Here is a 25,161-nt window from a genome sequence, read left to right as displayed (position 1 = left end):
GAACCACACCCGGCGGCGTGGTAATTGCACAGACGGAGCATCATTTGCGCATGGCTGGATCAGTCGTGTGCGTCGGATGAGGCCAGCACACTGAGTGTCTTTGACCGGCAGAAGTCGGCCAGAAGCAACCGGTCGATCCAGTCACCTTTCAAGGGTAGCGGGATTATGCAATCTATTGTTTGAGAGTGAGCCACTCGATAGGCTATCGACCTATTTGCGTCGGGAATCTCGGACATGGATGCACATTCTGTCATCGCCAGAAATTTCGTTGGGGGCGAAGCGTTCGAAGACGCGTCGTTCATTGGACGATTGCACGAAGCAGAAATCTGGGATCACGATGAATACTGGTTACTGGAGTGGGCGTTGTACCAACTTGCAACAGAAGCGAGCTTCAGCCTAACGCTCTTTCAGTGGGTGTTTGAAATATTCAGCTATAGTTTTCTGCTGTTTGGATGCCACTTCGATCGCAAGGATGGCTTCAAGATCCGCAACCTTAAAAGAAACCAAATTTACGATTTTCGTGAAAGACTCAAGATGGTTTTCGAAGGGTTCTTCGCTGGAAAAATGCCGGCGCCGACTCGCTTTGACGAAGCCAATCCGTGGCTCTTGGAGCGTTAATGTGCTGCCTGTCCGGGGATTGATGGCGGCTAACGTCTGAGGGGCAAAATGCGGCCAAAGCGGACGTTTGCAATAGGTGAAAAGATATTTTTTTGTGATGAACCCTCGCTTCCAAGCCCATCATTCGCCCTTTGCCCGCAATATGTATAAACCGGACTTTAACGGAATCAGGTCGATAGCCACCGCTGCTCACCACGCCGTCTCCCAAGTGTACGAAACGATCCCTTCCGGCACCTGAAGATCAGCAGTGGTTAGGAGGGGCCGTCCGAAGGCCTTTTCTATGAGCTTTGGAGAGGGATAGCAGGGGGCAGGGGTGTGCCGTCCTCATAGCAAGCTAATTCTTTTCGGGCGATCTGCACCAACTTTTCAACCTGAACAAATGGCAGATCCTCAGCGAATAGCGAAATTTTCAATGTGTTATCAGCATCACATCTGAAGACCTCGGCGCATATTTGATTGGTAGCGTTGATGAGCTCCAGTCCCAATCCATCACGGATCACGTCCGAAGCAATCTGAATCCGATATTCCATGTCTTATTCCTCGTTTCTCAACGTGTCCGATCAGCTAAAGGCCGATACCGGGTTTTAATGCGTCGTCTTACATCATCGCAATGATGGTTTCTGACCGATACCTGCTCCTGTTCAATCCACGCCGTGTGTGGAATGTCCGAAAACGACCCCTTCAACACAGGACTGACTGCAACGCGTTGAGGGATCGCCGGAGAGGGGCCGCTATCGACCAATTGCAGCCATTCTCTCAGGCAGTTCTCAGGCTTCGCTTTCATCCAATACCACTGGAGTGGCTGCCGCCCCCGCCAACAGACCTCCATCAATGTTGAACTCACTGCCGGTAATGTACGTAGCCTCATCGCTGGCCAATAACAGGGCCACCGCTGCTACTTCTTCGGGCAGTCCAAATCTTCTGAGTGGAGTGTCTCGAACGAGTGCAGCCATTCGCTCTTCACGACCGGCATCAGCGCCTAACATTGGCTCCCACATAGGGGTAAGGATGGCGGCCGGGTGGATCGAGTTGCATCGAACCTTCAGCCCCTGCTCGGCGCAGTAAAGCGCCACCGTCTTGGTGTGATTGCGAACGGCGGCCTTGGACGACGCGTATGCAGCTGCGCCTGGGATACCCACCAGTCCGGAGCGAGAAGAAATATTGATAATGGAACCAGCCCCGGTATGGCGTATGGCACGTATGGCGTACTTGCACCCAAGAAACACTCCATCGAGATTGGTGCGATGCACGGCCTGCCAGTCCTCCAGACTCGCATGCTCTGGGTCGTGCTGCACGGCACCCTCCTCAAACCCGGTAATGCCAGCGTTGTTGACCACAACATCGAGACGGCCGTGCGCCTCCAGCACATGCGTTGTCACTCGCTGCCAATCTTTTTCGGATCGGACATCAAGATCCAGATAACAGGCACGGTCTCCCAACGCCTTTACGGTCGCTCTTCCGAGCACATCGTTTACATCAGTGACGTAAACAAAGCAGCCTTCCTGTACGAACCGTTGTGCAATCGCAGCACCAATCCCTTGAGCCGCCCCTGTAATGATCGCGATTGTGGATGTCAGTTTATTGTCCATAAATGAAGCTCCTCCGTCGTAACGCGTGTGCAACAGCTCACAGCAACAGTCTATGCCCTACGCATGGCTATGGCTTGTGAGCCGTGCCTTATTTGGTAGCCGGGATTCGAGCGATCCGATGGGGCCGGTTGGCGCCAGGAGCCGACTGACGCCACGGAAGCAGGCTGAACTTGTAAACGACTCAATCGATCGTAATAACCACACACGATCATTCATAGGGAAAAATAATGTCCAAGCTTGCAGAGTACCGCCAGTTGGAAAAGCACCTCGCCGAGCAGCTTCAGGCACTGGAAACGATGAAGGGCAATGAGGGACTAAAAAAGGAGATCGAGTTCGAAACCAAGCTGCGCAAGCTGCTTGAGCAGTACGGCTTCAGCCTAAAGCACATCATTAATCTGCTGGGTCCACAGACACCGGCTCGTGGCCAAAGCGCAGACAAACCTGCAGGCACACGCAAACCACGTGAGCTAAAGGTCTACAAAAATCCGAATACAGGTGAAGTGATCGAAACCAAAGGTGGAAACCACAAGGCCTTGAAGGAATGGAAGGCAGAGCACGGTGCGGATGTCGTAGAGGGATGGCTGAAGAAGTAAAGCAGCCTCACCCGAAAGAGGGCCCAGACGGGCCCTTTTGGGCGAGTATGCTTCAAGCTCGACCCTCTCAAACAGTCGGGCGCATCTCTTCTCACTGAAAACCTGAAGTCATACGCAATGGACGACTCTCGTTTCACACCCGAGCAGGTGGCAAAGCGATCTGGTATCGCTCAGGTGGATAAGGATGTGAGGCAATGGCTAGTAAGTCTTCCTGTCCCTGAGAGACTCGAATTTCTAAAGCGACTGTGGCTGCTGAATTACCGATACTCACTCATACTGCTCCAGCCCGCACAGCTACCGAGGCAGGCAAACGAGCACATGCTCAAGTACTGGCTGCGTAACGGTAGTCACAATGCGGCGCAGGAGCTTATCAGGCGGTTACAGCCGGCTCTGGGAGAGACGAAGTTCTGGCAGATTGCTTCACAAGAGGAGCTTTCACCGGCCATGCGCGACTTCATGAACTACTACAGTCGTGGACGCCTGGACTCCAAATCCAACGAAAATAGACCTTGGCCTTTTCTGACAGGCAAAAGTCGGGAAAGCTGTAGCATGCCGTCAGATTCACCAATGCGCATCATCGTAGCAACGTTGAAGGCGTTGATCGGGGATTCCTCTGACATGGGTAGCGGGTCAGCTTGCTACCCGTCATCCACATCGCCGTACAATCAGACTTTGTTTATAGCCGCTCTCCGCCAAGGTGAACGGGTAATTACTCACATCGAGCAGCTTTTGAAGCTCAGGAAGAACACTGGCTTCTTTGTAAATGACTTGGCATGAAGCGGCATCAAACAGCCCCCTAAGCTGAGCCCTGACCAAGACTGCAGTCTTTGGGGCGGACCTGACGAAGATGGAAACTATATCCAGTTGATCCGTCAGACCTCGGTACATGTCGATTGCCAAAACATTCTCAGGCTGATGTTCATTAACAAAAGCATACACATCACCTTGCCCCACCTTCAGCTGGAAAAAATATTTCTCGTGCATGTGCCTGATGTCAACGTCCAGACCCATGAGATCAATAACTGCCTGAATTTCCTTGCGAACTTCAAGATCGTCATCGCCATCACCCTGCCAAGACACCAAATCCGCCATGGATATTGCCAAGTAAAACTGGTGCGATTCGATTACTTTCATAGTGTAGCTCACGATTAAACCAAGGATTTCACGTTATCCAGTACCCGCTAGCAGCTTCAAAAACTCATGGGGAAACCTGCATAACTAAGAGAGTTCTTCTTCATACTTCTGGATGTCAGACCAGCTCAACAATTCAAGTATCTGACCCGCAAGTTCTTGTGCGCTCGACCAGCCAGGCAAGCTGAACACTGACCTTGAGAAACAACGCGTTTCCTCTGGCGCCAGATTTTGAAGGGTATGCGATAAATCCTTGAGCTTTTGAATTAAATTCACATCCACTTTATCTGCACATAACGCCAAGATACATGTGTCTGTCCCTGAATACTGGCCTATCAGCTCACAGCATGGGCAGTCAGGTATCGTTTCAACCTTCTGTTCGGGCGTTAACGCAAGAAGCCTGAGTACATTCCCAAGCTCAAAGACAGATTTGATCCGTGACGTATCGCCAGCACCGTACCACTCCCAGATCAGATCACTTATCGGCTTAATCACTTTAGCCTCTGACGATGAAAAGACACCCATCGGGCCATGCTCTCCGGCGTTGACATAGCGTATGCATACTCTACTACTCTCGCCATCCGCATGAGAAATTCATCCAACAGAGTATGAATGCCCGAAACAGCCGCTGAGACATCGAGAACCTGGCGGGTAACCATCCTGTTTTCGCAAGCGAAATAAATCACCACACAATAGGCTTGTTGTCCCAATCCCAAAAGCTCCCACTGTCAGCCGCTCCATGTGCGCCTACCACCTCAATAATGCGCTCCGCCGAGAACGCCGCTTCGAAGAGTTGTCCTTCAGGCACGTTCGCCTGAAATGGCTGAGACAGCTCCGTGTCGGTCGTGCCCGGGTGTATGGCCAGAACAGTAGAGGCTTGGTTCAGGCGCTTCAGTTCGATACTGGCTGTATGAAGCAACTGGTTGAGCGCTGCCTTGCTGGCTCTGTAGCTGTACCAGCCGCCCAGTCGGTTATCGCCAATAGAACCAACCCTCGCGGAAAGCGCCGCGAAGGTGGCCGGTTGTTTGCGCAATAAAGGGAGCAGGTGTTTAAGCAGCAGGATTGGCGCAAAGGTGTTGGTCGCGAAGCTCGCTTGCATGCTCGCGAGCGTCAGTTGTGCCAGGCCCTTTTCAGGCTTTGCGCCGTCCTGATGGAGAATGCCAAGCGCACTGATGACGAGGTGCAGATGCTCGCATCCTTCAAGCGTCTCGCTCGCAAGCGCTTCGAGGGCCTGTTCATTGCGCGCGTCGCAGTCGACCCGCTGGAGGCGTTGGCCATATTGCTCTGCAAGCTTTGCGAGCCCTGTGGAGCTGCTGGCTTCTCGCGCGACTGCCCATACCTGAGCCACGTCGTCGCGAGCGAGCAAAGCCGCGCACAGTGCCAGGCCGATACCCCGGCTGGCTCCGCATATCAGCACGTTGGCATCGCTGTTCAGTTCGGGTATCAAACTCATGAGGCACCTTGGGGAGCATGGCTGAAGTAGGTTTATGACTCCGGAGCGAGGCATGACGTTCAGGTGGACGATAGCGGCCAGCAGTAGAGGGTCAAGGGTTCTGATAGATTGTTTGAAATACTTGTCCGAGAACGGCGATCAATGAGAGTTATTCGTAGCAAAGACTTCACCGCCACTCGGCCCTGGGGGGCGGACGACATAGCTAACATGGGTGGAACCACCGTCCGCCTGCACTGGACCGACCAGCCCTATAAGTGGCATATCAACGATGGTGAGGAAGTTTTCGCCGTCCTCGACGGAACGGTGGATATGCACTATCGCGAGTCAGGCATCGAGCGCGTCGTGACATTGGTGGTTGGCGACGTGTTTTTCGCAGGGGTTGGATGTGAACATGTTGCGCATCCTCGTGGAGAAGCACGGATTCTGGTTATCGAACGTGAGGGCAGCGTTTGAGTTGACCAGGCTATCGCTCGTCATTGCCTATCCAGGCTTATGGATTTGCCTTCCCTAGACTGACGGCGCTTGTGGTGAAGCGCGCCAGCTATAGGCTTTGAGCTGCCTTCTTGGATGACTCCATGGCGAGTCAGATGTACAGATCATATCCATCTGCCGTTCAAACCGTGGAATTTATGGATTTCATAAAATCATGTTTCAAAAACGCTAAAGAGTATTAGCTTAAGTTTCCAGCCAACTCACCAAGTCATCACAACTAAAAAACATCCCACCTCATCGTGCCAGCGCTTCAAGTTATTTCCAAACCGACACAGTTGTTAACGAACGCAGTTCAAGCTTGGCAGTTCTGTTTTTTTGCTTCAGGATCTTCGCCCTTTCATCGACACACCCAAGCAACCTGAGTTTTATATAAATAAACCCATTCAAATTAATAAGGAATGACATGGCGTTTTGTCACAACTGCGCAAAGGAACTGACTGAAAAAGGGGATACCTGCCCGCACTGCAATGCATCGAGAGATATCATATGGACACCAGGCGCGGTGTCATCAAATGCTCCAGAATCGACATTCTGGTATTTTGAAGTCTTGAGAAAATATGCCGTCTTTGAAGGCAGAGCGCGCAGACAAGAATTCTGGATGTTTTTTTTGATAAACCTCCTGATATCCATAGTCCTCGGTTTTCTCGATGGTTTCTTGGGCACTGACCAGTTGATCTCCACCCTCTATTCCATCGCGGTCTTCCTTCCCGGACTTGCCGTAGGCGTTCGCAGGCTTCATGACACTGATCGCAGTGGCTGGTGGATGCTGGTACCGATAGCCCCTCTCATATTCAGTTGCCAGGAAGGACAACGCGACGGCAATCGATTCGGCCCCAGTCCCAAGTAAAAAGCGCCTGCTGAAGGTGTGATCGCTGACCACACCTTCTGCCTCGGTACTACGCCGCGACAATCCTGATCGTCCAGAAATCCGATGCCAGATTCGGGTCCATCAGGTAGCTGTACGGCATGGTGAAGTAGCCATGCATGCCCCATTTGGCGCCCCAGGAGTTGCGCATGATGAAGACCTGTTTAGCATCGTCGTAGCCCACCGCGAGCACACAATGGCCGCCGAGCAATTTCTCGTTGGGGGCTGGCATCGGGACAATGCCTGTCTTGGCGACTTCATCGCTTTCGAGGCTTTCATAGACGCCAAAGCCTATGACGAAAGGATAGCCAGCGGCCAGACATCCTTTCATCTGGTTCAGGTTCTGGACGACTTTCTGATAAGAGACTGCCTTATACCGCTTGGCGTGGGCGTAGCAGGATTTGGTGGGTTTGACGGTGAATTTGGTAATGTCGTACGGCCATTCGGCTTCATCGCAGTCGCCTTGTTCGGCAACGCTTTTGATACCGTGACGAATCATTGCACCGCTGTCCGACTCCACGGTGTGCTCGATGACACGCTCGTTGTAATAGATGAACAACCGGGAAGGCGTGAACGCGGGGACAAGCTTCTGTTTCATGCGATCAAACTGAATGGCAGCTGCAATACCATTCGCTGTGCAACTGCCTAACTGGCCCTGATCGTAGATATTGGGGCAATGAGGACGCAGATCCACATGACGTGGAAGCGAGGCCAGCTGCTCGACGGGCGCGGCGTACAGATGATCGCGATGATCCGGTACGTCACGAATCCAGCCGTACTGTTTTACGGTATACGTCATCGTTTACTTCTCCACTTGAAAACAGGCTGTTTAATTAGCCATCAGGCACAGCAAAACACTCTTATTGGAAATGGCCATCATTCAGGCAGCCATTGGCTTGCTATTCAGCTTATTAATCAGACATCAGTTTTTTGTGGGGAGGGATGAAGATTTATTTAGACGAGTTTATTCATGGGCATCAAGGTGCAATATCAAAACGACACATTACAACTGCAATAAGATGGGTAACTATTTGATGTGTAAGTGCCGACTGCAAAAATCAAGAAACTTTAAATTCTCCAGCACATTTCCCAACCTCGTGATATCTGAGCCTGATTCAGCACAAGGGTTAAAACGATCAAGGGCTGCTGCGCAGCCCATCGCTGCCGTCGTAACCTCCGAGAGCTCCCACGCCCTTCGGGCAGAAGCAGACTCAGGGCTTATCAGGCAGAAGCGAGCTCACGCTGCCATCGAGATCGTGCCTCAAAACAATCACTGATATGTATCCACATCCTCAGCCGGATAAAACTCGCCCTCTCTCCCTTCCAGCCGCTCACGCACGATCACCTCGACGCTGGCCACTGCTGCCTGATCGTCAGGATTGACCAGTTGCAGGCACAGGCGTCGGGCGTTCTGATCGTGGGTGCCTTCGCTAAGCATGTCGTGGGTGACGATCTGTTCGCCACGCCACAGGCACAGTTGGGTGTGCGTCCCACCGAGCCAGATCTCGTTGATTGACGAGAGGTCGGTGGTCGCCAGTTGGTCCACGGTGATGGTCTTGTCCATTGAGCTGTACCTTTTCAAGTGAGTCGATACAGGTCTGACGTACAAGCGCAGCGGGTCGTTCCCCGTGTCAACGGTTCGACTACACCAACGGCGGTAAACCCCGCCTCTGATGAATGCTCCTGCCCGGATCGATCCCGGCTGCCCGGATTTCAGCCACGAACCGTCAAGGTCGCGAGGCAATCTCGTCCAGATGATCGAGCAGATCCAGAGCATCTTCATACACCCTCAACGCTCCTGCCCGTTCCAGCTCGCCAATGTCGTAGCCGCCGGAGAGTACCCCGATGCCTGTGGCCTTGCAGCGTCGGGCGGCGAGCATGTCCCAGATGGCGTCGCCGATCACCAGACATTCGTCGATGGGCACGTTCATGTGTTTTGCGGCAGCCAGAAACAGGTCGGGATCGGGCTTGCCGTAGTGGACGTCGTCACGTGTGATGATGTCGATCTTGTCCGCCTCGAGCCCCAATGCCTTGAGGTTGATGGTGGCGGTATCGACGCCGCCGCTGGTGGCGATGCACCATTTCAGGTTCTCTTGGCTGAGGGTCTCAAGCAGTTCGATTGCGCCGGGCAGCGCGATGATCTGCCCCTGCAACCGCTCGTAGGCGCGGGCATGTTTTTCGCTGAGGCGTTCGGCCTGTTCTTCGCTGATGTCCAGACCGGTTTCGCGAGACAGGGATTTCAACATGAGGCCACCGCTCATGCCGATTTTCCGGTGAATGCGCCACATGGCGAGGGGGATGTCTTCCGAGTCGAGGGCTTCTTTCCAGGCCGCAACGTTTTGATAAACGCTGTCTGTCAGCGTCCCGTCCAGGTCGAAGATGAATGAGGTCTGCGGGCGCATTGGAATTCCCTTTGGGTAAAAATGCTCATGAGTAGAGCATCAGGGGCATGCGGTGCGAGACCGACCCTTGATGCCTTGACGACGAAAACGCTGACCCGTCGAGTCAGGTTCGAGAGGGGTGTGAGGTGCGAACGACAGGTGCGTCACGCACGGCCATCAGGGCCGCGACGCTGCAGCTGCCCGGCACCGACTCTTGATGTGACGGAACACGATGGAGTTGGTTCGGTTGATATCAGTGGCCATGCCCCGAACGGACATTGTCTGCGCGCTTACCCACCAAACGACGCATACCGAAGGGGAAGGCCTGTGGTGAATTTGATCTGCTCCATGGCGAAGCTGGAACTGACGTCGGTAATGCCGGGGATGCTGATCAGCTGTTTGTACACCGCGTCGTAGCCCGCGATGTCGGCAACGACGATGCGCAGCAGGTAGTCGGTGTCGCCGGCCATGCGGTAGCACTCGACCACTTCTGGCAAATCGCCGACGGCGCTGTGAAACTGTTCGAGCCAAGCGGCGTTGTGCTGGTTGGTGCGGATCGCGGCGAAGACGCTGACGGAGACGTTCAGGCGCTGCGGGTTCAGCAGGGCGACGCGGCGGTCGATGATGCCGGTTTCTTCCAGCTTCTGAATGCGTCGCCAGCAGGCAGTGCTGCCCAGGCCGATGCGCTCGGCGATGTCTGCAACCGAGCGTGTGCAGTCGGTTTGCAGGCTGTCCAGGATGGCTCGGTCGAACTTGTCCATGTGGGTTCCTGTGTTTGTGGTTCGGGCTCTGTCTCGGACGCGGAGCGTCCTGGGCGGCGTTACCACGCAGAGCGCTCATCGTTATACACAAGTCCGTCTCGACACTGATCGTGCCCATCGCTCCGCGTGGGCATGCCTCCCAAATGGCACAGACTGAGGATTCAGTTAGCCGAGCGCATGACGTGGATAACGCTGGAGCTTGGGCACGCATCTGCGCCACATTCCAGAGCGGACGCGGAGCGTCCTGGGAGGCATTCCCACGCAGAGCGTAGGAACGATCATCATCGTATTCCTCCAGGAGGACTTGTGTATAACGCCAAGCGCAGAGCGTGGGAACGATCATTTCCCAACTCTGATCGTGCCCATGCTCCGCGTGGGTATGCATCCCGTGACGCTCCGCGTCACATGCGCGCCGCCGTACGACCTGTATTTGAGCAACTATTGGCATAAAACTAACCCCCACCAATCAAGCTGTAAAATTTTTATCACCCAAAAGCACTTTGAGCAGAATTATTTTTCACCCACAGCCAGTCAATCCGCACAAATATCAAAAATTTTTCGCGTCGGCGTCGGTAATCTTTTAACCATCAACCTTGACCCGATAAACAAGCGAATTGCCCATGACCAACAACGCCCTCTACCTGGATTACGCCGCTACCACGCCTGTCGACGAGCAGGTCATTGAAGCCATGGTTGCCTGTATGGGGCGCGAAGGGCATTTCGGTAATCCGGCGTCCAGCGGGCATGGTTACGGGCAGGTGGCGCGGCAGGCGGTGGAGCAGGCGCGACGTCAGGTGGCCGACGCAGTGGGTGCGCCTGCCGATACGGTGATCTGGACCTCTGGCGCGACCGAGTCCAATAACCTGGCAATCAAGGGCATCGCCCATGACAGCACTGCACAACGTCGCCACATCATCACCAGCGCGCTGGAACACAAGGCCGTCATCGACACGGTGAAAACGCTGGAACGCCAGGGCTTTCCCGTAACCTGGCTGCAGCCGGACGCCAATGGGCTGATCCAGCCGCAGGCCGTGCAGGCGGCATTGCGTGAAGACACGTTGCTGGTGTCGTTGATGCTGGTGAATAACGAGCTGGGCACGCTCACCGATATCGCCAGCATCGGCACGCTGGTGCGCGAACATGGCGCGCTGTTTCACGTCGATGCGGCGCAGGCGGTCGGCAAAGTGAAGGTGGATCTGGCGAGTCTGGCGGTCGATCTGATGTCGTTCTCGGCTCATAAGGCGTATGGCCCGAAAGGTATTGGTGCGCTGTATGTAGGCCCGCGTGCTCATGCGTTGCTGCAGGCGCAGATTCATGGCGGTGGTCATGAAGGCGGTTTCCGTTCCGGCACGCTGGCGACGCATCAGATCGTCGGCATGGGCGAAGCCTTTGCGCTGGCGGTCAACAAGGCTGATGCGGAAAATCGTCGTATCGCGGAGCTGAGCAGTCATTTGCGCGAAGGACTGTTGGCACTGCCGGACGTGCAACTTAACGGCTGTCCTGAGCAACGCATTCCGCACACCCTGAACCTGTGCATCACGCGCAGCAGCTTCACCAGTGCGCAGCTGTCTCACGCGCTGGCACTCTCTTCGACCTCGGCCTGCAACTCGGCGAGCAATGCACCGTCGCACGTGCTGCTGGCGATGGGGCTCGATACCAATAAGGCACTGGCCAGCGTACGCGTCAGCCTCGGTCGCTACACCACGCAAACCGATGTCGAACGCGCTATCGAGGTATTCAGCAAGGCGCTCACCGCGCCGGCTGCGTTCTGGTAACGCCCGCTTTCACAGCGCACGGCTCAAGGTCTCGACAGGGGATGCTTGAGCAGTGCCGCCTTCATCAGCCCGGTGACACACCACCGCCCTCATCCGCCACGATATCCGGGTCATCCGAATACACCTCAGGCTCGTCGTCCTCATAAGCCTCATCGTGCTGGGTGCGCTCCAAAACCTCGTCACCCTTCTCGGAGCCTGCGCCCGGCTTGTTGGCGTTCATATTAAGCACCGGATCGGCCTCACGGTCGTACTGGCCCAGCTGCGGGCTGGCAGGATCTTCTCTGGGTACTTCGTTTGTCAGGATGAAATCGGTTGTCATGTCGGCCACCTCTTTTGTCTTGCCAAAGAAAGTGGACGTGCCTGAACGCCGAGGGTTCGATTCAGGCGACGAGCGCGTCTATGCGGCGCGTTTGCTGCCGTCTGTAATCTTCATGATACAAAAAGACACAATTGGCACAGATCTTCCAAGTGGAACGGCCGTGCCATGAACCATTGGCACGCGCTGCACACAGGAGGTGCCCACACGCACCAAAGTGCAGTTTTCGGACGCAGAGTCGTCCATTAACAGTGCAATGCCAGACCACAAGTCGTGCGCCTTGCCAGGAAAGGAGTCTACCCATGCCACATCCAGCTCATGCCAGACCACCGCAATGCCCTTCACGGGCTCAGATGGCTGCGCCCGCAACGGGCCTGCCCGCTGTAACGGCTTCATGTTCGACCTTACCGACATACCCTTCCGACTGATTCAAAACACAAGGCGCAAGCCTTGAATCAATAACCGAACACCCTTGTTTTGCCTTATCGGCAAGCGCTTGCGTACTGCTGTGTGCCCGTTACTAACTAACAACGGAAAACTTCGCACCAACACATTTATCGTTCGACAATTTATTTTGATTAGCATCACCTAGCCTTCACTCAATCCATGGCTGAGCTTTATATTTAACTCGACCTGCAATCTTTTACAGCCGGAGCCGTTTGCCGTGAATAGATGACCAACTAACGCACCAACTTGACTCGAACCTTACAGTATTGGTGCACGTGATTTTATGACCGAGCGGTCATGTATTTTTCAATTCGTCTGACTCCTCAGAGGGGTGAACTTCGGCCTCTGAATGGGTATTGGCACTATTCATTTGAAGGTGATCCCTGCCGAAACAGCGCTTAATCGCAAGAAAGGTACAGGAATGCGACATCCGCTCTGGAACGCTGCATACAGGCACACCACCAACCATTTCTGGCACAGCGGTTGCAAAGCAGGATTGTTATCAAGCAACACGTTTGCTCGTAGTGGACATAACTAATAAGCAAGGATTCGCAATGCTATCGCCCTGATTGAATATCGCGCTTTGCCCTCTTGAGTCTGTGCCTCTTCAGGCTCGACGGCGTCGTGCGCTTCAACGAATGTGCAGGTCTCCATCATTCGAACATTCGCCAATGTTTGAACGGACTTTTATTGCCCTTCAACTACCCGAGGGAGCGTTAATGAATGATGCGGTAATAATGAAAGCGGTCCCTGTACCGCCGCCGGAAGAAAGTCCGACGGTGTGGCAGAGCATTCCCTTCAAGGCCAATACTTCGCGACCTGGCGGCCTGAAAAAATCGCACGTCTTCGTGTTGATCGCAGCCTCGGTACTTATTCACGGTGCCGTGTGGTGGTACATGCAAACTGCCAAACCGGAAGTGCCGGAAGTTCCGCCACAAGTTCCGGAAATGACCATTGAGCTGACCAGCCCGACGCCTCCAACCCCGGAGCCACCGCCGCCGCCTGAACCACCACCTCCGCCGCCTCCCCCGCCACCGCCGCCCGAGCCGGAACAACCGGTCGAGGACCCGGATGCGGTCGAGCCGCCGCCCAAGCCCATCGAAAAGCCGAAGGTCGAGAAGCCCAAGCCGGTCAAGAAACCTGAGCCTGTGAAAAAGCCGACGCCGCCTGCACCGCCAAAACCGGTCGCAGCCCCCGCGCCAGCAGCACCGCCGACGCCAACGCCTGCGCCACCCGCTCCGGCAGCGCCAGCAGCACCTGTGAAGGAAAGCGCAGCGGTCTCCGGGCTCGCCAGCCTGGGCAACCCGCCGCCCGAATATCCGGGCCTGGCCTTGCGACGCAGTTGGGAAGGCCGCGTGGTGCTGCGCATCAAGGTGCTGCCCAACGGCCGGGCCGGCACGGTCGAGGTGACCAAATCCAGCGGCAAACCGGTTCTAGACGAAGCGGCGGTAGAAGCGGTGCGCAACTGGAAGTTCATTCCGGCCAAGCGTGGCGACACACCGATTGAAGGCTTCGCGACACAGACCATCGATTTCAAGCTGCCGGAATGATCCGGCGTATGACCACTGACAATTCTATTAAAGCTGGTGAGGTGTAAACCATGAACGCATCGCTCTCTTCCATGATCGTACCCGCCGTGCTCTGGGCGCTGATTCTGTTTTCCGTGCTGAGCTGGGCCTTGTTGCTGATCAAGTCCGCGCAATACGTGAAGCTGAAATCCCAGAACAAACACTTCACCAAAGCCTTCTGGGGCGCGCCGGACCTGCTCACCGCCGCCGAACATGCGTCGCAATACCCAGGCTCCCTGGCGCGCATCGCCAACAGTGGTTTCGAAGCCATGGCGGTGGACGAATCACCGCGTACCACGCAGCAACTGGCACACACCATCAACCGCTCGGACCGCCTGGAGCGCAACCTGCGCCAGCAGATCCAGAAGGAACGTCGCTCGCTGGAAAGCGGCCAGGCGATTCTCGCCAGTATCGGCAGCACCGCGCCCTTCATCGGTCTGTTCGGAACGGTCTGGGGCATCATGGAAGCGCTGCAAAGCATCGGCCTGACCGGCTCGGCCAGCCTTGAAGCGGTTGCCGGTCCCATCGGTCATGCACTGGTCGCCACCGGCGTCGGCATCGCGGTCGCTGTGCCTGCGGTCCTGATCTACAACTTCTTCCTGCGCCGCCTCAAGCTGGCTGTCGCCGACATGGACGACTTCGCCCATGACTTCGACGCCCTCGCCCAGCGCAGTGCCTTCGCCGTATCCCGTCAACCCATCGCCAGCAAGCAAGGCCACGCCGTGCGGGAGGCAAGCTAATGTCTTTTTCCACTCAAGACAGCGATGAAGTGCTCAGCGAAATGAACGTCACGCCGCTGGTGGATGTGATGCTCGTGCTGCTGGTGGTGTTCATCGTCACCACGCCGCTGATGACCAACGCGATCAAGGTCAACCTGCCCAAGACCGATTCGGTCGCCCCGGCCGAGAAGAAGGATCCGGTAGTGGTCAGCGTCGACCAGAGCGGCAAGTTCTTCCTCGCCAAATCGGAAATCGCTCCCGAGCTGCTGGAGAAAAGCCTGCAGGACGAGAAGGCCAAGGATCCGGACATCCGTGTCCAGCTGCAGGCCGATACCGACGTGAACTATGGCCAGGTGGCCAAGGCCATGGCGTCCATCGAGCGCTCGGGCATCACGAAGATTTCCGTCATGACGGCCAAATGAACTGAGGGTTTCGCCCCGCGAAACCCGCTGAACCGACTCCCGCCAACACCATCGTCCGTGGGCTGAAAAGCCCCTGGAGGGGAGCGGCTTGCTGGAAACCAACGCAGTGGAACTCCCGCACGGCACAACCGCGCAGGAATAGAGGGCTCACAAGGCCATTTCAATAATGTCTGGACCAAGTCGGAAATAACCATGCTGATGAATCTTCCCGGATACACCCTCAAGCCACTGGCCCTCGCGGTCCGCCGTCACCCTCGCGCCCTGCTGTGCGCCCTGGCCATGGGCATGAGCGGTGCCCATGCGGCCGAGGCCGTTGAAGCGGACACCGCCAGCGAATCCGTCTCCGCTGCCGCCGTCGTGCCCGCCACGACCCAGCTGCAACGCGTTGAAGTGACCGGTTCGGCGATACGCCGGGTCGACGCCGAAACCGCCGTGCCGATCACCATCCTGCGCGCCGACGACCTGAAGAAGCAGGGCGTGACCACCACTCAGGAAATGGTCCAGCGCATTACCGGCAGTCAGTCGATCAACAACAGCGCGGGCTCTGTCGGTACAGGTTCAGGGGGAGCTTCCTTCGCCGACATGCGCGGCATTGGCCCCAACAAGACACTGGTGCTGCTCAACGGACGCCGCCTGGCCAACAACGCCATCTCGGGTGTCGGTTCGCCGAACGGCAGCGCCATCGACCTGAACATGATCCCGTTCGCCGCCATCGACCGGGTTGAAGTCCTGCGTGACGGTGCATCGGCCTTGTACGGCACCGACGCCATTGGCGGTGTGATCAACTTCATCACCAAGAAGACCCTGACCGACGGTTCTCTGACCCTGGGCGGCGAGACACCGACCCACAGTGGCGGCGGCGCAACCAAGGACATGAGCGCCAGCTGGGGCTTTGGTGATCTGGAAGAAGACCGCTTCAATGTGATGGGCGTCTTCAACTACAACAAGCAGCAGAATCTGGACGCCAACGACCGTTCATTCACTCAGGATTACCAGCCAGGGCGCGGCCTCAACCAGACCTCCGGCACCGCGTACCCTGGCAACTATTTTCAGGGCGACAACTCTTCCAACCCGCTGGGCGCCAATTGCTCCGGGCCTAGCCTGATCGCCCGCAACGGCATCTGCCGGTTCAGCACCCGCGAGTACATCGACCTGATCCCGCAGACCGAAAAGACCTCGTTCTTCGGCAAGGCCACCGGCAAGCTGGCCGACGACCACAACGTCAGCCTTGAATACTTCTGGGCACGCAACAACAACCACACCGACATTGGGCCGGCCCCACTCACCGGCCTGTCGCTGGATTCGTCGTCGCCGTTCTATCCCGGCAATGGCATCACCCCGGCACCGACCAACTTTACGCTCGACCCCACACAACCGGTCGACACCGCATGGCGCGAAACCGCCGCCGGACCTCGCGGTTCAAGTGACCAGAACACCAGCCAGCGCTTTCTGCTGAATTTCGACGGTCTGGTCGGTGGCTGGGATTACAACGTCGGCGCTTCGTACAACCAGAACAAGGTGCTGTCCAGTCTCACCGACGGCTACGTCAGTGACGCGCAGATGATCAATGGCCTGGCCAACGGCGTGATCAACCCGTTCGGGCCGCAGACCGCAGCGGGTCAGGCGCTGATCGATGCCAACCAATATCACGGGCAATACTCCAGCGCTGTGGGCCGCGTGGCTGGCATTGACGGGCGCATCAGCCGGGAAATCGGTGACTGGTTCGGCGCAGGCCCGGCCGGTCTGGCACTGGGCGGCGAGTACCGCAAAGAGAAGATGCATCAACAGTACGAAGCGTTCGTCAACGACGTCAGCAGCCTGGGTGCGGATGCCGCGGGCAGCGTATCGGGTGAGCGCAGCGTGAAAGCCGAATACGCCGAGTTGAACGTGCCGGTGCTGGACAGCCTGGAACTGACCGCCGCTGTGCGTCATGACAAATACAGTGACTTCGGCAGCACCACCAACCCCAAGTACTCGTTCCGCTATCAGCCGATCAAGCAACTGGTGGTCCGTGGTGCCTACAGCGAGGGCTTCCGCGCGCCATCGCTCTATGAGCTGTACGCACCGCGCAGCACGACGTTCACTCAGGGTTTTTACAACGACCCTGTGTTGTGTGCCGGCGGCACCGTGCAGCCCGGCGGCAATGCCGGTCGTGACTGTGCGCAGCAGTTCCTCAACAACAGCGGCGGCAACACCGAACTGGCGCCGGAAAAAGCCCGTAACATGACGCTGGGCTTCGTGTATCAGCCGGTCAACAATCTGTCGATGGGTCTGGACTTCTGGTGGATTCACATCTCCAACCAGATTCAGTCCTTCCCTGAATCGACCGTGTTCGACGACCCCAACACGTACGCCGATCGCTTCGTTCGCGCCGCTGACGGTTCCATCGCCAACATCGTGACCGGTAACGCCAACCTGGGCATCGTCAAGACCAGCGGTGTGGACGTCAGCCTCGACTATCGCTTCCCGAATACGCCGTATGGTCAGTTCGGCCTGGGCATGACCGGCACTTACGTGACCCGTTATGACTTCCAGAACATCATCGACGGTCCGTACACCGACAAAGTCGGCGACTTTCAGGGCGACGGCGTAATTGCGCGCTGGAAACACGTTCTGAGCGGTACCTGGTCGCTGGGCAATACCCGCGCGTCCATCACCAACCGCTTCACCTCGGGCTACAACGACTCCGACCGCACCACCAACGCACGGGTCGCCTCGTATGCGCTGTGGGACCTGTCGGTCGGTCATACCTTCGACAAGGTGCTGGATGTCGATGCGGGCCTGCGCAACATGTTTGACCGCAATCCGCCGTTCTCCAATCAGTCCTACAACTTCCAGTCCGGCTATGACCCACGCTACGCCGACCCGTTGGGCCGCACGCTGTTCGCACGCATGACGTATCACTTCTGAGGGTGAAGGCGCGACCCATACCCGCTCCGTGGGTCGCGTCCTGTTTGCGAGCTCGCCCCCTCCGGCCACAGGTTTCATCCACCTTCCCCGGCCGGAGGCCTTTTTCGCCGCATGGCGTCATTCGTGCGTACGAGGATAGCCCCATCATGTCGCGTCAAATCCGTCTTCTGCGACGCCTGCTGCTGGGTGTTGCGGTGTTGTGCACCTGTTGGCAGGTCGCGCTGGCTACGCCGACACATGCCTTGACTGTCTACGGCGAGGCACCGAAATACCCGGCCGGCTTCAAGCACTTCGATTACGTCAACCCGGACGCCCCCAAGGGTGGAACGCTGACCCGGTCAGCCGAAGAAATCGGTCAGTTCAACTACCTCAACCCGTATGTCGATCAAGGCATCGGTGTCGTACAGCTCGACACGTGGGTCTACTCGCCGCTGGCCTATCGCTCGCTCGACGAGCCTTACACCGTCTACGGGCTGATCGCTGAAAAGATGGAAGTGGACCCGAACGGTCTGTGGGTGCGGTTTTACCTCAACCCCAAGGCGCGCTTCGACGACGGCCAGCCGGTCACAGCCGAGGACGTGCGCTACACCTACGAGCTGATGACCACCAAGGCCAGCTTCAGCTATCGCCCGATGTTCGCCGACGTGAAGGACGTGACCATCGAAGGGCCGCTGCAGATACGTTTCGACTTCAAGAACAACCTCAACCGCATGCTGGCCCTCGACATCGCCAGCCTGCACATTTTGCCGAAGCACTGGTGGAAAGACCGGGACTTCGCCAACGGCGGCGGTTTTGAGCCACCGCTGGGCAACGGGCCTTACCGGGTCGCCAAGGTCGATGCCGGGCGCAGCGTAGTCTTCGAGCGGGTCAAGGACTGGTGGGGCAAGGACTTGCCGGTCAGCCGTGGCCTGTACAACTTCGACACCCTGACTGTGAATTTCTACGGCGACACGGAAATCGCCCGCCAGCTGCTGCAGGCCGGGGCATTCGATTACAACCGGGAGTACTCCTCGGCGGGCTTTACCGTCGGCTACAGCGGCCCGGCCATCGACGACGGGCGCTTGCAGAAAAACATCCTGGCCACTCAGCGCCCCGTCGCCGCGCAGGGTTTTGTGTTCAATCTGGACAACCCGATCTTCCAGGATCGTCGCGTGCGGCAGGCGCTGTCGATGCTGTGGGACTTCGACTGGATCAACCGCCGGGTGATGCGCAATTTCTATGTGCGCCAGCAGAGCTACTTTCCGAAAAGCGAAATGTCCGCGACCCAGTTGCCGGACGAAGCCGAGCTTAAGATTCTCGAACCCTTGCGCGGCCAGGTGCCGGACGAGGTGTTCACTCAGGTCTACCAGCCTCCGAAGACCGACGGCAACGGCTACATCCGCGACAAACAGGTACAGGCCCTCAAGCTGCTGGCTGAAGCCGGCTGGCATCCGAAAGACAACAAGCTGGTCAACGCCGCAGGCGAGCCGATGGTGTTCAGCTTTCTCGACGGCCAGGGCGGATTCGATCGCCTGATCCTGCCGTTCAAACGCACGCTGGCGCAGATCGGTATCACGCTGGATTTCCTGCGCATCGACTCCGCTCAGTACATCAACCGACTCAACGCCCGGGACTACGACATGATCGTGGTCACCTTCCCCAAGAGCGGCAATCCGCTGATCTCGCCGGGCCGCGACCTGTACAACCTGTACGGCTCGCAGAGCGCCACCGAAGTCGGCAGCTCCAACGCCATGGTGCTGCGCAACCCGGCCGTGGACACCCTGATCGACGGGCTGGTGGCCGCCAACAGCCGCAACGACATGGTGCACTACGCCCGTGCGCTGGATCGGGTGTTGCAGTGGGGCTACTACATGATCCCCAACTATTTCTCCAAAGGCACGCCGCTGGTGTACGCCAACCGTTTCGGCAGGCCCGACACCGCGCCCATCTACGACGTCGGCCTGGAAACCTGGTGGCAGATCAGCCCGACCGCGCTGACCAACGCCCAGGCTGCTGCGCTCGGCAGCAAGACCACCGCTGCGAAGGAGCATTGAGATGCTGGCTTACGTAATCCGACGCCTGCTGCTGATCATTCCTACGCTGCTGGCCATTCTGATTGTGAATTTTCTGATCGTGCAGGCTGCCCCCGGCGGGCCGGTGGAACAGGCCATCGCACGGATTCAGGGTTTCAGCCCCAACGGCGTCGGTGGAGGCGGCGGCGAAGTGGCCTCCAGCGGTACTGCCAGCCGCAGCACGCGCGGTCTGGACCCGGCGCTGATCGAGTCGATCAAGGAGCATTACGGTTTCGACAAACCGATGCATGAACGCCTGTGGCTGATGCTCAAGAACTACGCGCAACTGGACTTCGGCAACAGCTTCTTTCGCGGCGCGCCGGTGACTGAGTTGATCGCGCAGAAACTGCCGGTGTCGCTGTCGCTCGGGTTATGGGCGACGTTGATCACCTACCTGATCTCCATTCCGCTGGGCATTCGCAAGGCAGTACGGCACGGCAGCGCATTCGATGTGTGGAGCAGCACGCTGGTGATCATCGGCTACGCCACGCCTGCATTCCTGTTCGCGATTCTGCTGATCGTGGTGTTTGCCGGTGGCAGCTACCTGAGCTGGTTTCCGGCGCAGGGGCTGTTCTCGGAAAACTTCGACAGTCTCGGCACCTGGGGCAAGGTGAAGGACTACCTGTGGCACCTGGTGCTGCCCGTCACATCGCTGGTGATCGGCGGCTTCGCGACACTGACCATCCTGACCAAGAACAGCTTTCTCAACGAGATCAGCCGCCAGTACGTGGTCACGGCGCGGGCCAAGGGTCTGACGGAACACCGCGTGCTGTACGGCCACGTGTTCCGCAACGCCATGCTGCTGGTGATTGCCGGTATTCCGCAGGCGCTGATCGAGGTGTTCTTCGCCGGTTCGCTGCTGATCGAAACCATCTTCGGCCTCGACGGGCTGGGGCGCATGAGCTACGAGGCGGCGGTGTCGCGGGATTACCCCGTGGTGTTCGGCACGCTGTTTCTGTTCACCCTGTTCGGCCTGCTGATCAAACTGGTGGGCGACCTGTGCTACATGCTGGTCGATCCGCGCATCGATTTTTCCGCGAGGAGCGCCTGATGTTCGAGTTCTCTCCCCAGAGCCAGCGGCGCATGGCGCTGTTCAAGGCCAACCGGCGCGGCTGGTGGTCGTTGTGGATCTTCGTCGGTCTGATGCTGGTGTGCCTGTGCGGCGAGCTGATCGCCAATGACAAGCCGTTGCTGCTCAGCTATGACGGCGAGCTGTATTACCCGGCGTTTCACACCTATATGGAAACCGATTTCGGCGGCGAGCTGCCCTTCGAACCGGATTATTCCAGCGACTATGTGCGCCAGCTGATCGCGGCTAAGAACGGCTGGATGATGTTCGCGCCGATCCCGTTCAGCTACGACACCATCAACTACGACCTGGAAGCGCCCTCGCCCAGCCCGCCCGATGGCCATAACTGGCTGGGCACCGACGAACAGGCGCGCGATGTGCTGGCGCGGGTGCTGTTCGGGGCGCGGATTTCGATTCTGTTCGCCTTGCTGCTGACAGCGATCAGCACGGTGATCGGGGTCTGTGCCGGTGCGATTCAGGGGTATTACGGCGGCATGACCGACCTGATCGGCCAGCGCATTCAGGAAATCTGGTCGGGCCTGCCGGTGCTGTACCTGCTGATCATTCTGTCGGGCTTCGTGTCACCGAATTTCTGGTGGCTGCTGGGGATCATGGCGCTGTTTTCATGGCTGTCGCTGGTGGACGTGGTGCGCGCCGAGTTTCTGCGCGGTCGCAATCTGGAATACGTCAAAGCGGCCCGCGCATTGGGTCTGACCGATGCCGCGCTGATGTGGCGGCACATCCTGCCCAACGCCATGACCAGCACGCTCACCTACCTGCCGTTCATCGTGACGGGTTCAATCGCCACCCTCACCGCGCTGGATTTTCTCGGCTTCGGCATGCCCGCAGGCAGCGCTTCGCTGGGCGAGCTGATCGGCGAGGCCAAGCGCAATCTGCAGGCGCCGTGGCTGGGCCTGACTGCCTTCGTCGCGCTGGCGCTGATTCTGTCCCTGTTGGTGTTCATCGGCGAAGCCTGCCGTGACGCGTTCGATCCCCGGAGCTGACATGCACGAAAACCTGATTGAAATACGCGATCTGCGCGTTGCCTTCAACGGCCACGAAGTGGTGCATGGCGTCAGCCTCGATATCCGGCGTGGCGAATGCCTGGCGCTGGTGGGCGAATCCGGCTCGGGCAAGTCGGTGACCGCGCATTCGATCCTGCGTCTGTTGCCGGGCAAGACGGTCAGCACTCAGGGCTCGATTCGCTATGACGGGCTGGATCTGGTCAGCGCCAGCGACAAACAGCTGCGCAGCCTGCGCGGCAACCGGGTGGCGATGATCTTCCAGGAGCCCATGAGCTCGTTGAACCCGCTGCACACGGTCGAGAAACAGATCGGCGAAATCCTCGTCACCCACAAGGGCCTGAAGGGCAAAGCCGCCCTGAGTCGTACCCTTGAGCTGCTGGAGCTGGTGGGTATCCGGGATCCGCTGTCGCGCCTCAACGCCTATCCGCATCAACTGTCCGGCGGGCAACGCCAGCGCATCATGATCGCCATGGCGCTGGCCAACGAGCCTGACCTGTTGATCGCCGACGAGCCGACCACGGCGCTGGACGTGACGGTGCAGGTGAAAATCCTCGAACTGCTCAAGTCCCTGCAACAGCGGTTGAACATGTCGCTGTTGCTGATCAGCCATGACCTCAATCTGGTGCGTCGCATCGCACAGCGGGTCTGCGTGATGCGCGAGGGCGAGATCGTCGAACAGGCTGACTGCGAGACGCTGTTCAATAGCCCGCAGCATCCGTACAGCCAGTTGCTGATCAACGCCGAGCCCGATGGCGAGCCGGTGCCCTCGACGCACACCAACACGCTGCTGTCGGTGCTGGACCTGAAGGTCTGGTTTCCGTTGGCGAAGTCCTGGTTCAAGCGCGAGCAGCAGTTTGTGAAGGCGGTGGATGGCGTGAGTTTCGAACTGCTCAAGGGCAAGACGCTGGGCATCGTTGGCGAATCGGGTTCGGGCAAGTCCACGCTGGGTCAGGCCATCCTGCGGCTGGTCGACTCCGAAGGCAGTATCCGTTTTGGCACCAAGGAACTGAGCCTGCACAGCCAGCACCTGATGCGTCCGCTGCGTCGCCAGTTGCAGGTGGTGTTTCAGGACCCGTTCGGCAGCCTTAGCCCGCGCATGACGGTGGCGCAGATTATCGCTGAGGGATTGGTCACGCATGGTATTGGCACAGCCAAAGAACGTGAGGAAACCGTGATCCGAGTGCTGGGCGAAGTCGGGCTGGACCCGGCCAGTCGGCATCGTTACCCACATGAATTTTCCGGAGGGCAACGCCAGCGCATTTCCATCGCCCGGGCGCTGGTACTGGAACCTGATCTGATCCTGCTGGACGAACCGACCTCGGCGCTGGACCGCACCGTGCAGAAACAGATCGTCGCACTGCTGCGAGACCTGCAGATTCGTCACGGGCTGACCTATCTGTTCATCAGCCACGACCTGGCAGTGGTACACGCGCTGGCGCACGACCTGATCGTGATCAAGGACGGCAAAGTGGTCGAGCAAGGCCCGTCGCGGGAGATTTTCGCCGCGCCACAGCAGCCCTACACACAGGAACTGCTGCGCTCGTCGGGGCTGGTGTTTGGTTGAACTGCACCGCAACCGTGGGAGGCGGCTTGCCGGCGATGGCGTCAGGTCAGAAGAAACGCTGAAGTCTGCATCTGCCCGCCTCGACCCGTGACGCTCTGCGTCACATTCAAGAGCGGACGCGGAGCGTCCTGAGAGGCATTCCCACGCGGAGCGTAGGAACGATCATCATGGGCTGCCGGTCCCCTGCAGATCGCCAGCACGCCGCCCATCACTTCACATTGATGGTGATCTTCTTCGACTCGACGCTCGGGTTCAGCGGGATGTGGCTCTTGTCACCCACCAGCAGTTGCAGGGTGTGCTGGCCCGGCGGCAGGTTCACTTCGGTTTCGGTCTGGCCCTTGCCGAAATGGCGGATGTTGTCAGTCATCGGCAATGGCGTATCCATCGCAGGCTGGTCTTTCACGTCGATCAGGAGGTGATGGTGCCCGGTCTCGGGGACGTCCACACCGGCAGGCGCAACGCCCATACCTTTCAAGCCAAACTGCACTTTGAAGGGCGAGGTGACGGTCTCGCCATCCTTCGGCGAGATGATGTAGACCTCGGCACCCGGCGCCGATGCGGTGCGCGGGATGTCAGCGGCGCTGACCAGCATCGAAGCGCCCAGCAGAACGCTTGCAACGACAGCTCCAGAAAATAGCGACTTCATGATGCCTCCAGACGTGATCGACGTAATGTCGGGCTGTGCAACGATAGCCCGAGCCGCGTAAAAACAGCTGAACGACTTGATGAAAGTGTTTTCATGAATTCGGGCAAGACTTAAGGAAAGACTTCGTCGCCACGACGCCGGAACCAGCCGGTCAGTGACAGCCTGTCCCGGGTTGCAGGCAGCACTTCATGGGGAATCTCGCCGGAGAGAAACACAACCAGACAACCGCCCGTAGGCTGCACGTCATACGCCACCTCGTCCTTGAGGTACATGCGCAACTGGCCGCCATGTTCCGGGAGCCAGGCGTTGTTGAGGTACAGCACCGCCGACACCATGCGTTTGTCGTCATCGCGAAAGCGGTCCACGTGGCGCAGATAGAAAGCGCCGGGCGGATACTGGGCGAAATGGCTTTCGTAATCCTCTAGGCCCAGGAACAGACCGCGGTTGAGTGCCTGACGCAGGCTGTCCATCAGTTCCAGATAACTGTCGCAGCAGTCTGCCTGACCTGCCTCCAGCCACTGGATCCGGTCACCGCGAATCCCCTCGCGCACTTCATGCGCAAGCCCCCGGCCTATACCGGCGGGCTCCAGTTCACCTTCGGCAGCGCGCTTGCGGCACTCTTGTTCGAGTTCGAGGGTCAGACTGTCGGGCAGGAAAATATTCTGCTGCGACCAGCCGTTTGCGGCCAGGTCGTCGACGATTCGTAGCAGCAGCGGGTGATCGGAGGGTATGCGCATGCGGCGCATCATATCCATAAGCCCTGAAA

Annotated in this window: 25 protein-coding genes; 13 read left to right on the top strand and 12 right to left on the bottom strand. The window is 57.9% G+C overall.

What is annotated here, in order from left to right:
• Positions 1-234: 234 nt before the first annotated feature.
• Complete coding sequence (locus CFBP1590_RS01575) at positions 235-618, top strand: Imm41 family immunity protein (protein ID WP_088234355.1); 384 nt, start codon at positions 235-237, stop codon at positions 616-618.
• Between the two features lie 278 nt (positions 619-896).
• Here CFBP1590_RS01575 and CFBP1590_RS01570 read toward each other — a convergent pair whose 3' ends face one another.
• Together CFBP1590_RS01570 and CFBP1590_RS01565 are read right to left on the bottom strand one after the other, a co-directional pair.
• On the bottom strand, positions 897-1,148 hold the full coding sequence (locus tag CFBP1590_RS01570) for a hypothetical protein (RefSeq protein ID WP_069142739.1): 252 nt from the start codon (positions 1,146-1,148) through the stop codon (positions 897-899).
• 237 nt (positions 1,149-1,385) lie between these two features.
• A complete protein-coding gene (locus CFBP1590_RS01565) occupies positions 1,386-2,207 on the bottom strand; it encodes an SDR family oxidoreductase (RefSeq protein WP_088234354.1) in 822 nt (273 codons plus the stop codon).
• Between the two features lie 227 nt (positions 2,208-2,434).
• On the opposite strand from CFBP1590_RS01565, the gene CFBP1590_RS01560 reads away from it, so the two are divergent.
• Positions 2,435-2,800 carry a histone-like nucleoid-structuring protein, MvaT/MvaU family gene (locus tag CFBP1590_RS01560; protein ID WP_029244415.1) on the top strand — a complete coding sequence of 122 codons (366 nt, stop codon included), beginning with the start codon at positions 2,435-2,437 and terminating at the stop codon, positions 2,798-2,800.
• Positions 2,801-3,445: 645 nt separating this feature from the next.
• Here CFBP1590_RS01560 and CFBP1590_RS01555 read toward each other — a convergent pair.
• From CFBP1590_RS01555 to CFBP1590_RS01545, 3 genes are all read right to left on the bottom strand, one after another.
• Positions 3,446-3,934, bottom strand: a complete 489-nt coding sequence (locus CFBP1590_RS01555; protein ID WP_074454424.1) for a hypothetical protein — start codon at positions 3,932-3,934, stop codon at positions 3,446-3,448.
• An 84-nt stretch (positions 3,935-4,018) separates the two neighbouring features.
• A complete protein-coding gene (locus CFBP1590_RS01550) occupies positions 4,019-4,456 on the bottom strand; it encodes a hypothetical protein (protein WP_088234353.1) in 438 nt (145 codons plus the stop codon).
• A 157-nt stretch (positions 4,457-4,613) separates the two neighbouring features.
• Positions 4,614-5,384: an SDR family NAD(P)-dependent oxidoreductase gene (locus CFBP1590_RS01545; RefSeq protein WP_088234352.1), complete on the bottom strand. Its 771-nt coding sequence runs from the start codon at positions 5,382-5,384 to the stop codon at positions 4,614-4,616.
• Between the two features lie 141 nt (positions 5,385-5,525).
• Here CFBP1590_RS01545 and CFBP1590_RS01540 point away from each other — a divergent pair, with 141 nt between their 5' ends.
• The gene (locus CFBP1590_RS01540) at positions 5,526-5,837 is read left to right on the top strand and encodes a cupin domain-containing protein (protein ID WP_088234351.1); all 312 of its coding nucleotides are present in this window, start codon (positions 5,526-5,528) and stop codon (positions 5,835-5,837) included.
• A gap of 442 nt (positions 5,838-6,279) precedes the next feature.
• Positions 6,280-6,723 carry a DUF805 domain-containing protein gene (locus CFBP1590_RS28325; protein WP_088234350.1) on the top strand — a complete coding sequence of 148 codons (444 nt, stop codon included), beginning with the start codon at positions 6,280-6,282 and terminating at the stop codon, positions 6,721-6,723.
• A 49-nt stretch (positions 6,724-6,772) separates the two neighbouring features.
• Here CFBP1590_RS28325 and CFBP1590_RS01530 read toward each other — a convergent pair whose 3' ends face one another.
• The 4 genes from CFBP1590_RS01530 to CFBP1590_RS01515 all read right to left on the bottom strand — a co-directional run bounded on the left by CFBP1590_RS01530 (position 6,773) and on the right by CFBP1590_RS01515 (position 9,883).
• Positions 6,773-7,540, bottom strand: coding sequence for a C1 family peptidase (locus tag CFBP1590_RS01530; protein WP_088234349.1), 768 nt, complete (start codon positions 7,538-7,540; stop codon positions 6,773-6,775).
• 471 nt (positions 7,541-8,011) lie between these two features.
• Positions 8,012-8,305 (bottom strand): hypothetical protein, encoded by a 294-nt coding sequence (locus tag CFBP1590_RS01525; RefSeq protein ID WP_004880456.1) that lies wholly within the window; start codon positions 8,303-8,305, stop codon positions 8,012-8,014.
• Positions 8,306-8,468: 163 nt separating this feature from the next.
• Positions 8,469-9,143 (bottom strand): HAD family hydrolase, encoded by a 675-nt coding sequence (locus CFBP1590_RS01520; protein WP_088234348.1) that lies wholly within the window; start codon positions 9,141-9,143, stop codon positions 8,469-8,471.
• 269 nt (positions 9,144-9,412) lie between these two features.
• Complete coding sequence (locus CFBP1590_RS01515) at positions 9,413-9,883, bottom strand: Lrp/AsnC family transcriptional regulator (RefSeq protein WP_004880460.1); 471 nt, start codon at positions 9,881-9,883, stop codon at positions 9,413-9,415.
• Between the two features lie 620 nt (positions 9,884-10,503).
• On the opposite strand from CFBP1590_RS01515, the gene CFBP1590_RS01510 reads away from it, so the two are divergent.
• Complete coding sequence (locus CFBP1590_RS01510) at positions 10,504-11,658, top strand: cysteine desulfurase family protein (protein WP_088234347.1); 1,155 nt, start codon at positions 10,504-10,506, stop codon at positions 11,656-11,658.
• A gap of 64 nt (positions 11,659-11,722) precedes the next feature.
• Here CFBP1590_RS01510 and CFBP1590_RS01505 read toward each other — a convergent pair whose 3' ends face one another.
• On the bottom strand, positions 11,723-11,977 hold the full coding sequence (locus tag CFBP1590_RS01505) for a hypothetical protein (RefSeq protein WP_025996658.1): 255 nt from the start codon (positions 11,975-11,977) through the stop codon (positions 11,723-11,725).
• A 1,163-nt stretch (positions 11,978-13,140) separates the two neighbouring features.
• Between CFBP1590_RS01505 and CFBP1590_RS01500 the strand changes: the two genes are divergently transcribed.
• From CFBP1590_RS01500 to CFBP1590_RS01465, 8 genes are all read left to right on the top strand, one after another.
• Positions 13,141-13,971, top strand: coding sequence for an energy transducer TonB (locus CFBP1590_RS01500; protein ID WP_074454423.1), 831 nt, complete (start codon positions 13,141-13,143; stop codon positions 13,969-13,971).
• Between the two features lie 50 nt (positions 13,972-14,021).
• Positions 14,022-14,729, top strand: a complete 708-nt coding sequence (locus tag CFBP1590_RS01495; RefSeq protein ID WP_004880467.1) for a MotA/TolQ/ExbB proton channel family protein — start codon at positions 14,022-14,024, stop codon at positions 14,727-14,729.
• Positions 14,729-15,130: an ExbD/TolR family protein gene (locus tag CFBP1590_RS01490; RefSeq protein WP_004880470.1), complete on the top strand. Its 402-nt coding sequence runs from the start codon at positions 14,729-14,731 to the stop codon at positions 15,128-15,130. Before CFBP1590_RS01495 ends, CFBP1590_RS01490 begins: the two co-directional genes overlap by 1 nt.
• A 192-nt stretch (positions 15,131-15,322) precedes the next feature.
• Entirely contained in the window at positions 15,323-18,040 is a 2,718-nt protein-coding gene (locus CFBP1590_RS01485; RefSeq protein WP_029244424.1) for a TonB-dependent receptor, read from the top strand.
• A gap of 146 nt (positions 18,041-18,186) precedes the next feature.
• Entirely contained in the window at positions 18,187-20,073 is a 1,887-nt protein-coding gene (locus CFBP1590_RS01480) for an extracellular solute-binding protein (RefSeq protein WP_088234346.1), read from the top strand.
• A 1-nt stretch (position 20,074) separates the two neighbouring features.
• Complete coding sequence (locus CFBP1590_RS01475; RefSeq protein WP_004880477.1) at positions 20,075-21,142, top strand: microcin C ABC transporter permease YejB; 1,068 nt, start codon at positions 20,075-20,077, stop codon at positions 21,140-21,142.
• The gene (locus CFBP1590_RS01470) at positions 21,142-22,164 is read left to right on the top strand and encodes an ABC transporter permease (protein WP_004880478.1); all 1,023 of its coding nucleotides are present in this window, start codon (positions 21,142-21,144) and stop codon (positions 22,162-22,164) included. The genes CFBP1590_RS01475 and CFBP1590_RS01470 overlap by 1 nt, the downstream gene beginning before the upstream one ends.
• A 1-nt stretch (position 22,165) precedes the next feature.
• Positions 22,166-23,749 (top strand): ABC transporter ATP-binding protein, encoded by a 1,584-nt coding sequence (locus CFBP1590_RS01465; RefSeq protein ID WP_058430717.1) that lies wholly within the window; start codon positions 22,166-22,168, stop codon positions 23,747-23,749.
• A 208-nt stretch (positions 23,750-23,957) separates the two neighbouring features.
• Here the strand turns inward: CFBP1590_RS01465 and CFBP1590_RS01460 are convergent, their stop codons facing one another.
• The gene (locus CFBP1590_RS01460; RefSeq protein WP_029244427.1) at positions 23,958-24,395 is read right to left on the bottom strand and encodes a DUF4399 domain-containing protein; all 438 of its coding nucleotides are present in this window, start codon (positions 24,393-24,395) and stop codon (positions 23,958-23,960) included.
• A 110-nt stretch (positions 24,396-24,505) separates the two neighbouring features.
• Positions 24,506-25,141, bottom strand: a complete 636-nt coding sequence (locus CFBP1590_RS01455) for a 2OG-Fe(II) oxygenase (protein ID WP_025996666.1) — start codon at positions 25,139-25,141, stop codon at positions 24,506-24,508.
• Between the last annotated feature and the right edge of the window lie 20 nt (positions 25,142-25,161).

The sequence above is a fragment of the Pseudomonas viridiflava genome (assembly GCF_900184295.1).
GTDB classification, from domain to species: Bacteria; Pseudomonadota; Gammaproteobacteria; order Pseudomonadales; family Pseudomonadaceae; genus Aquipseudomonas; species Aquipseudomonas viridiflava.
Note: the sequence above shows the minus strand (reverse complement) of the source record. Positions and strands in the feature narration are given on the sequence as shown.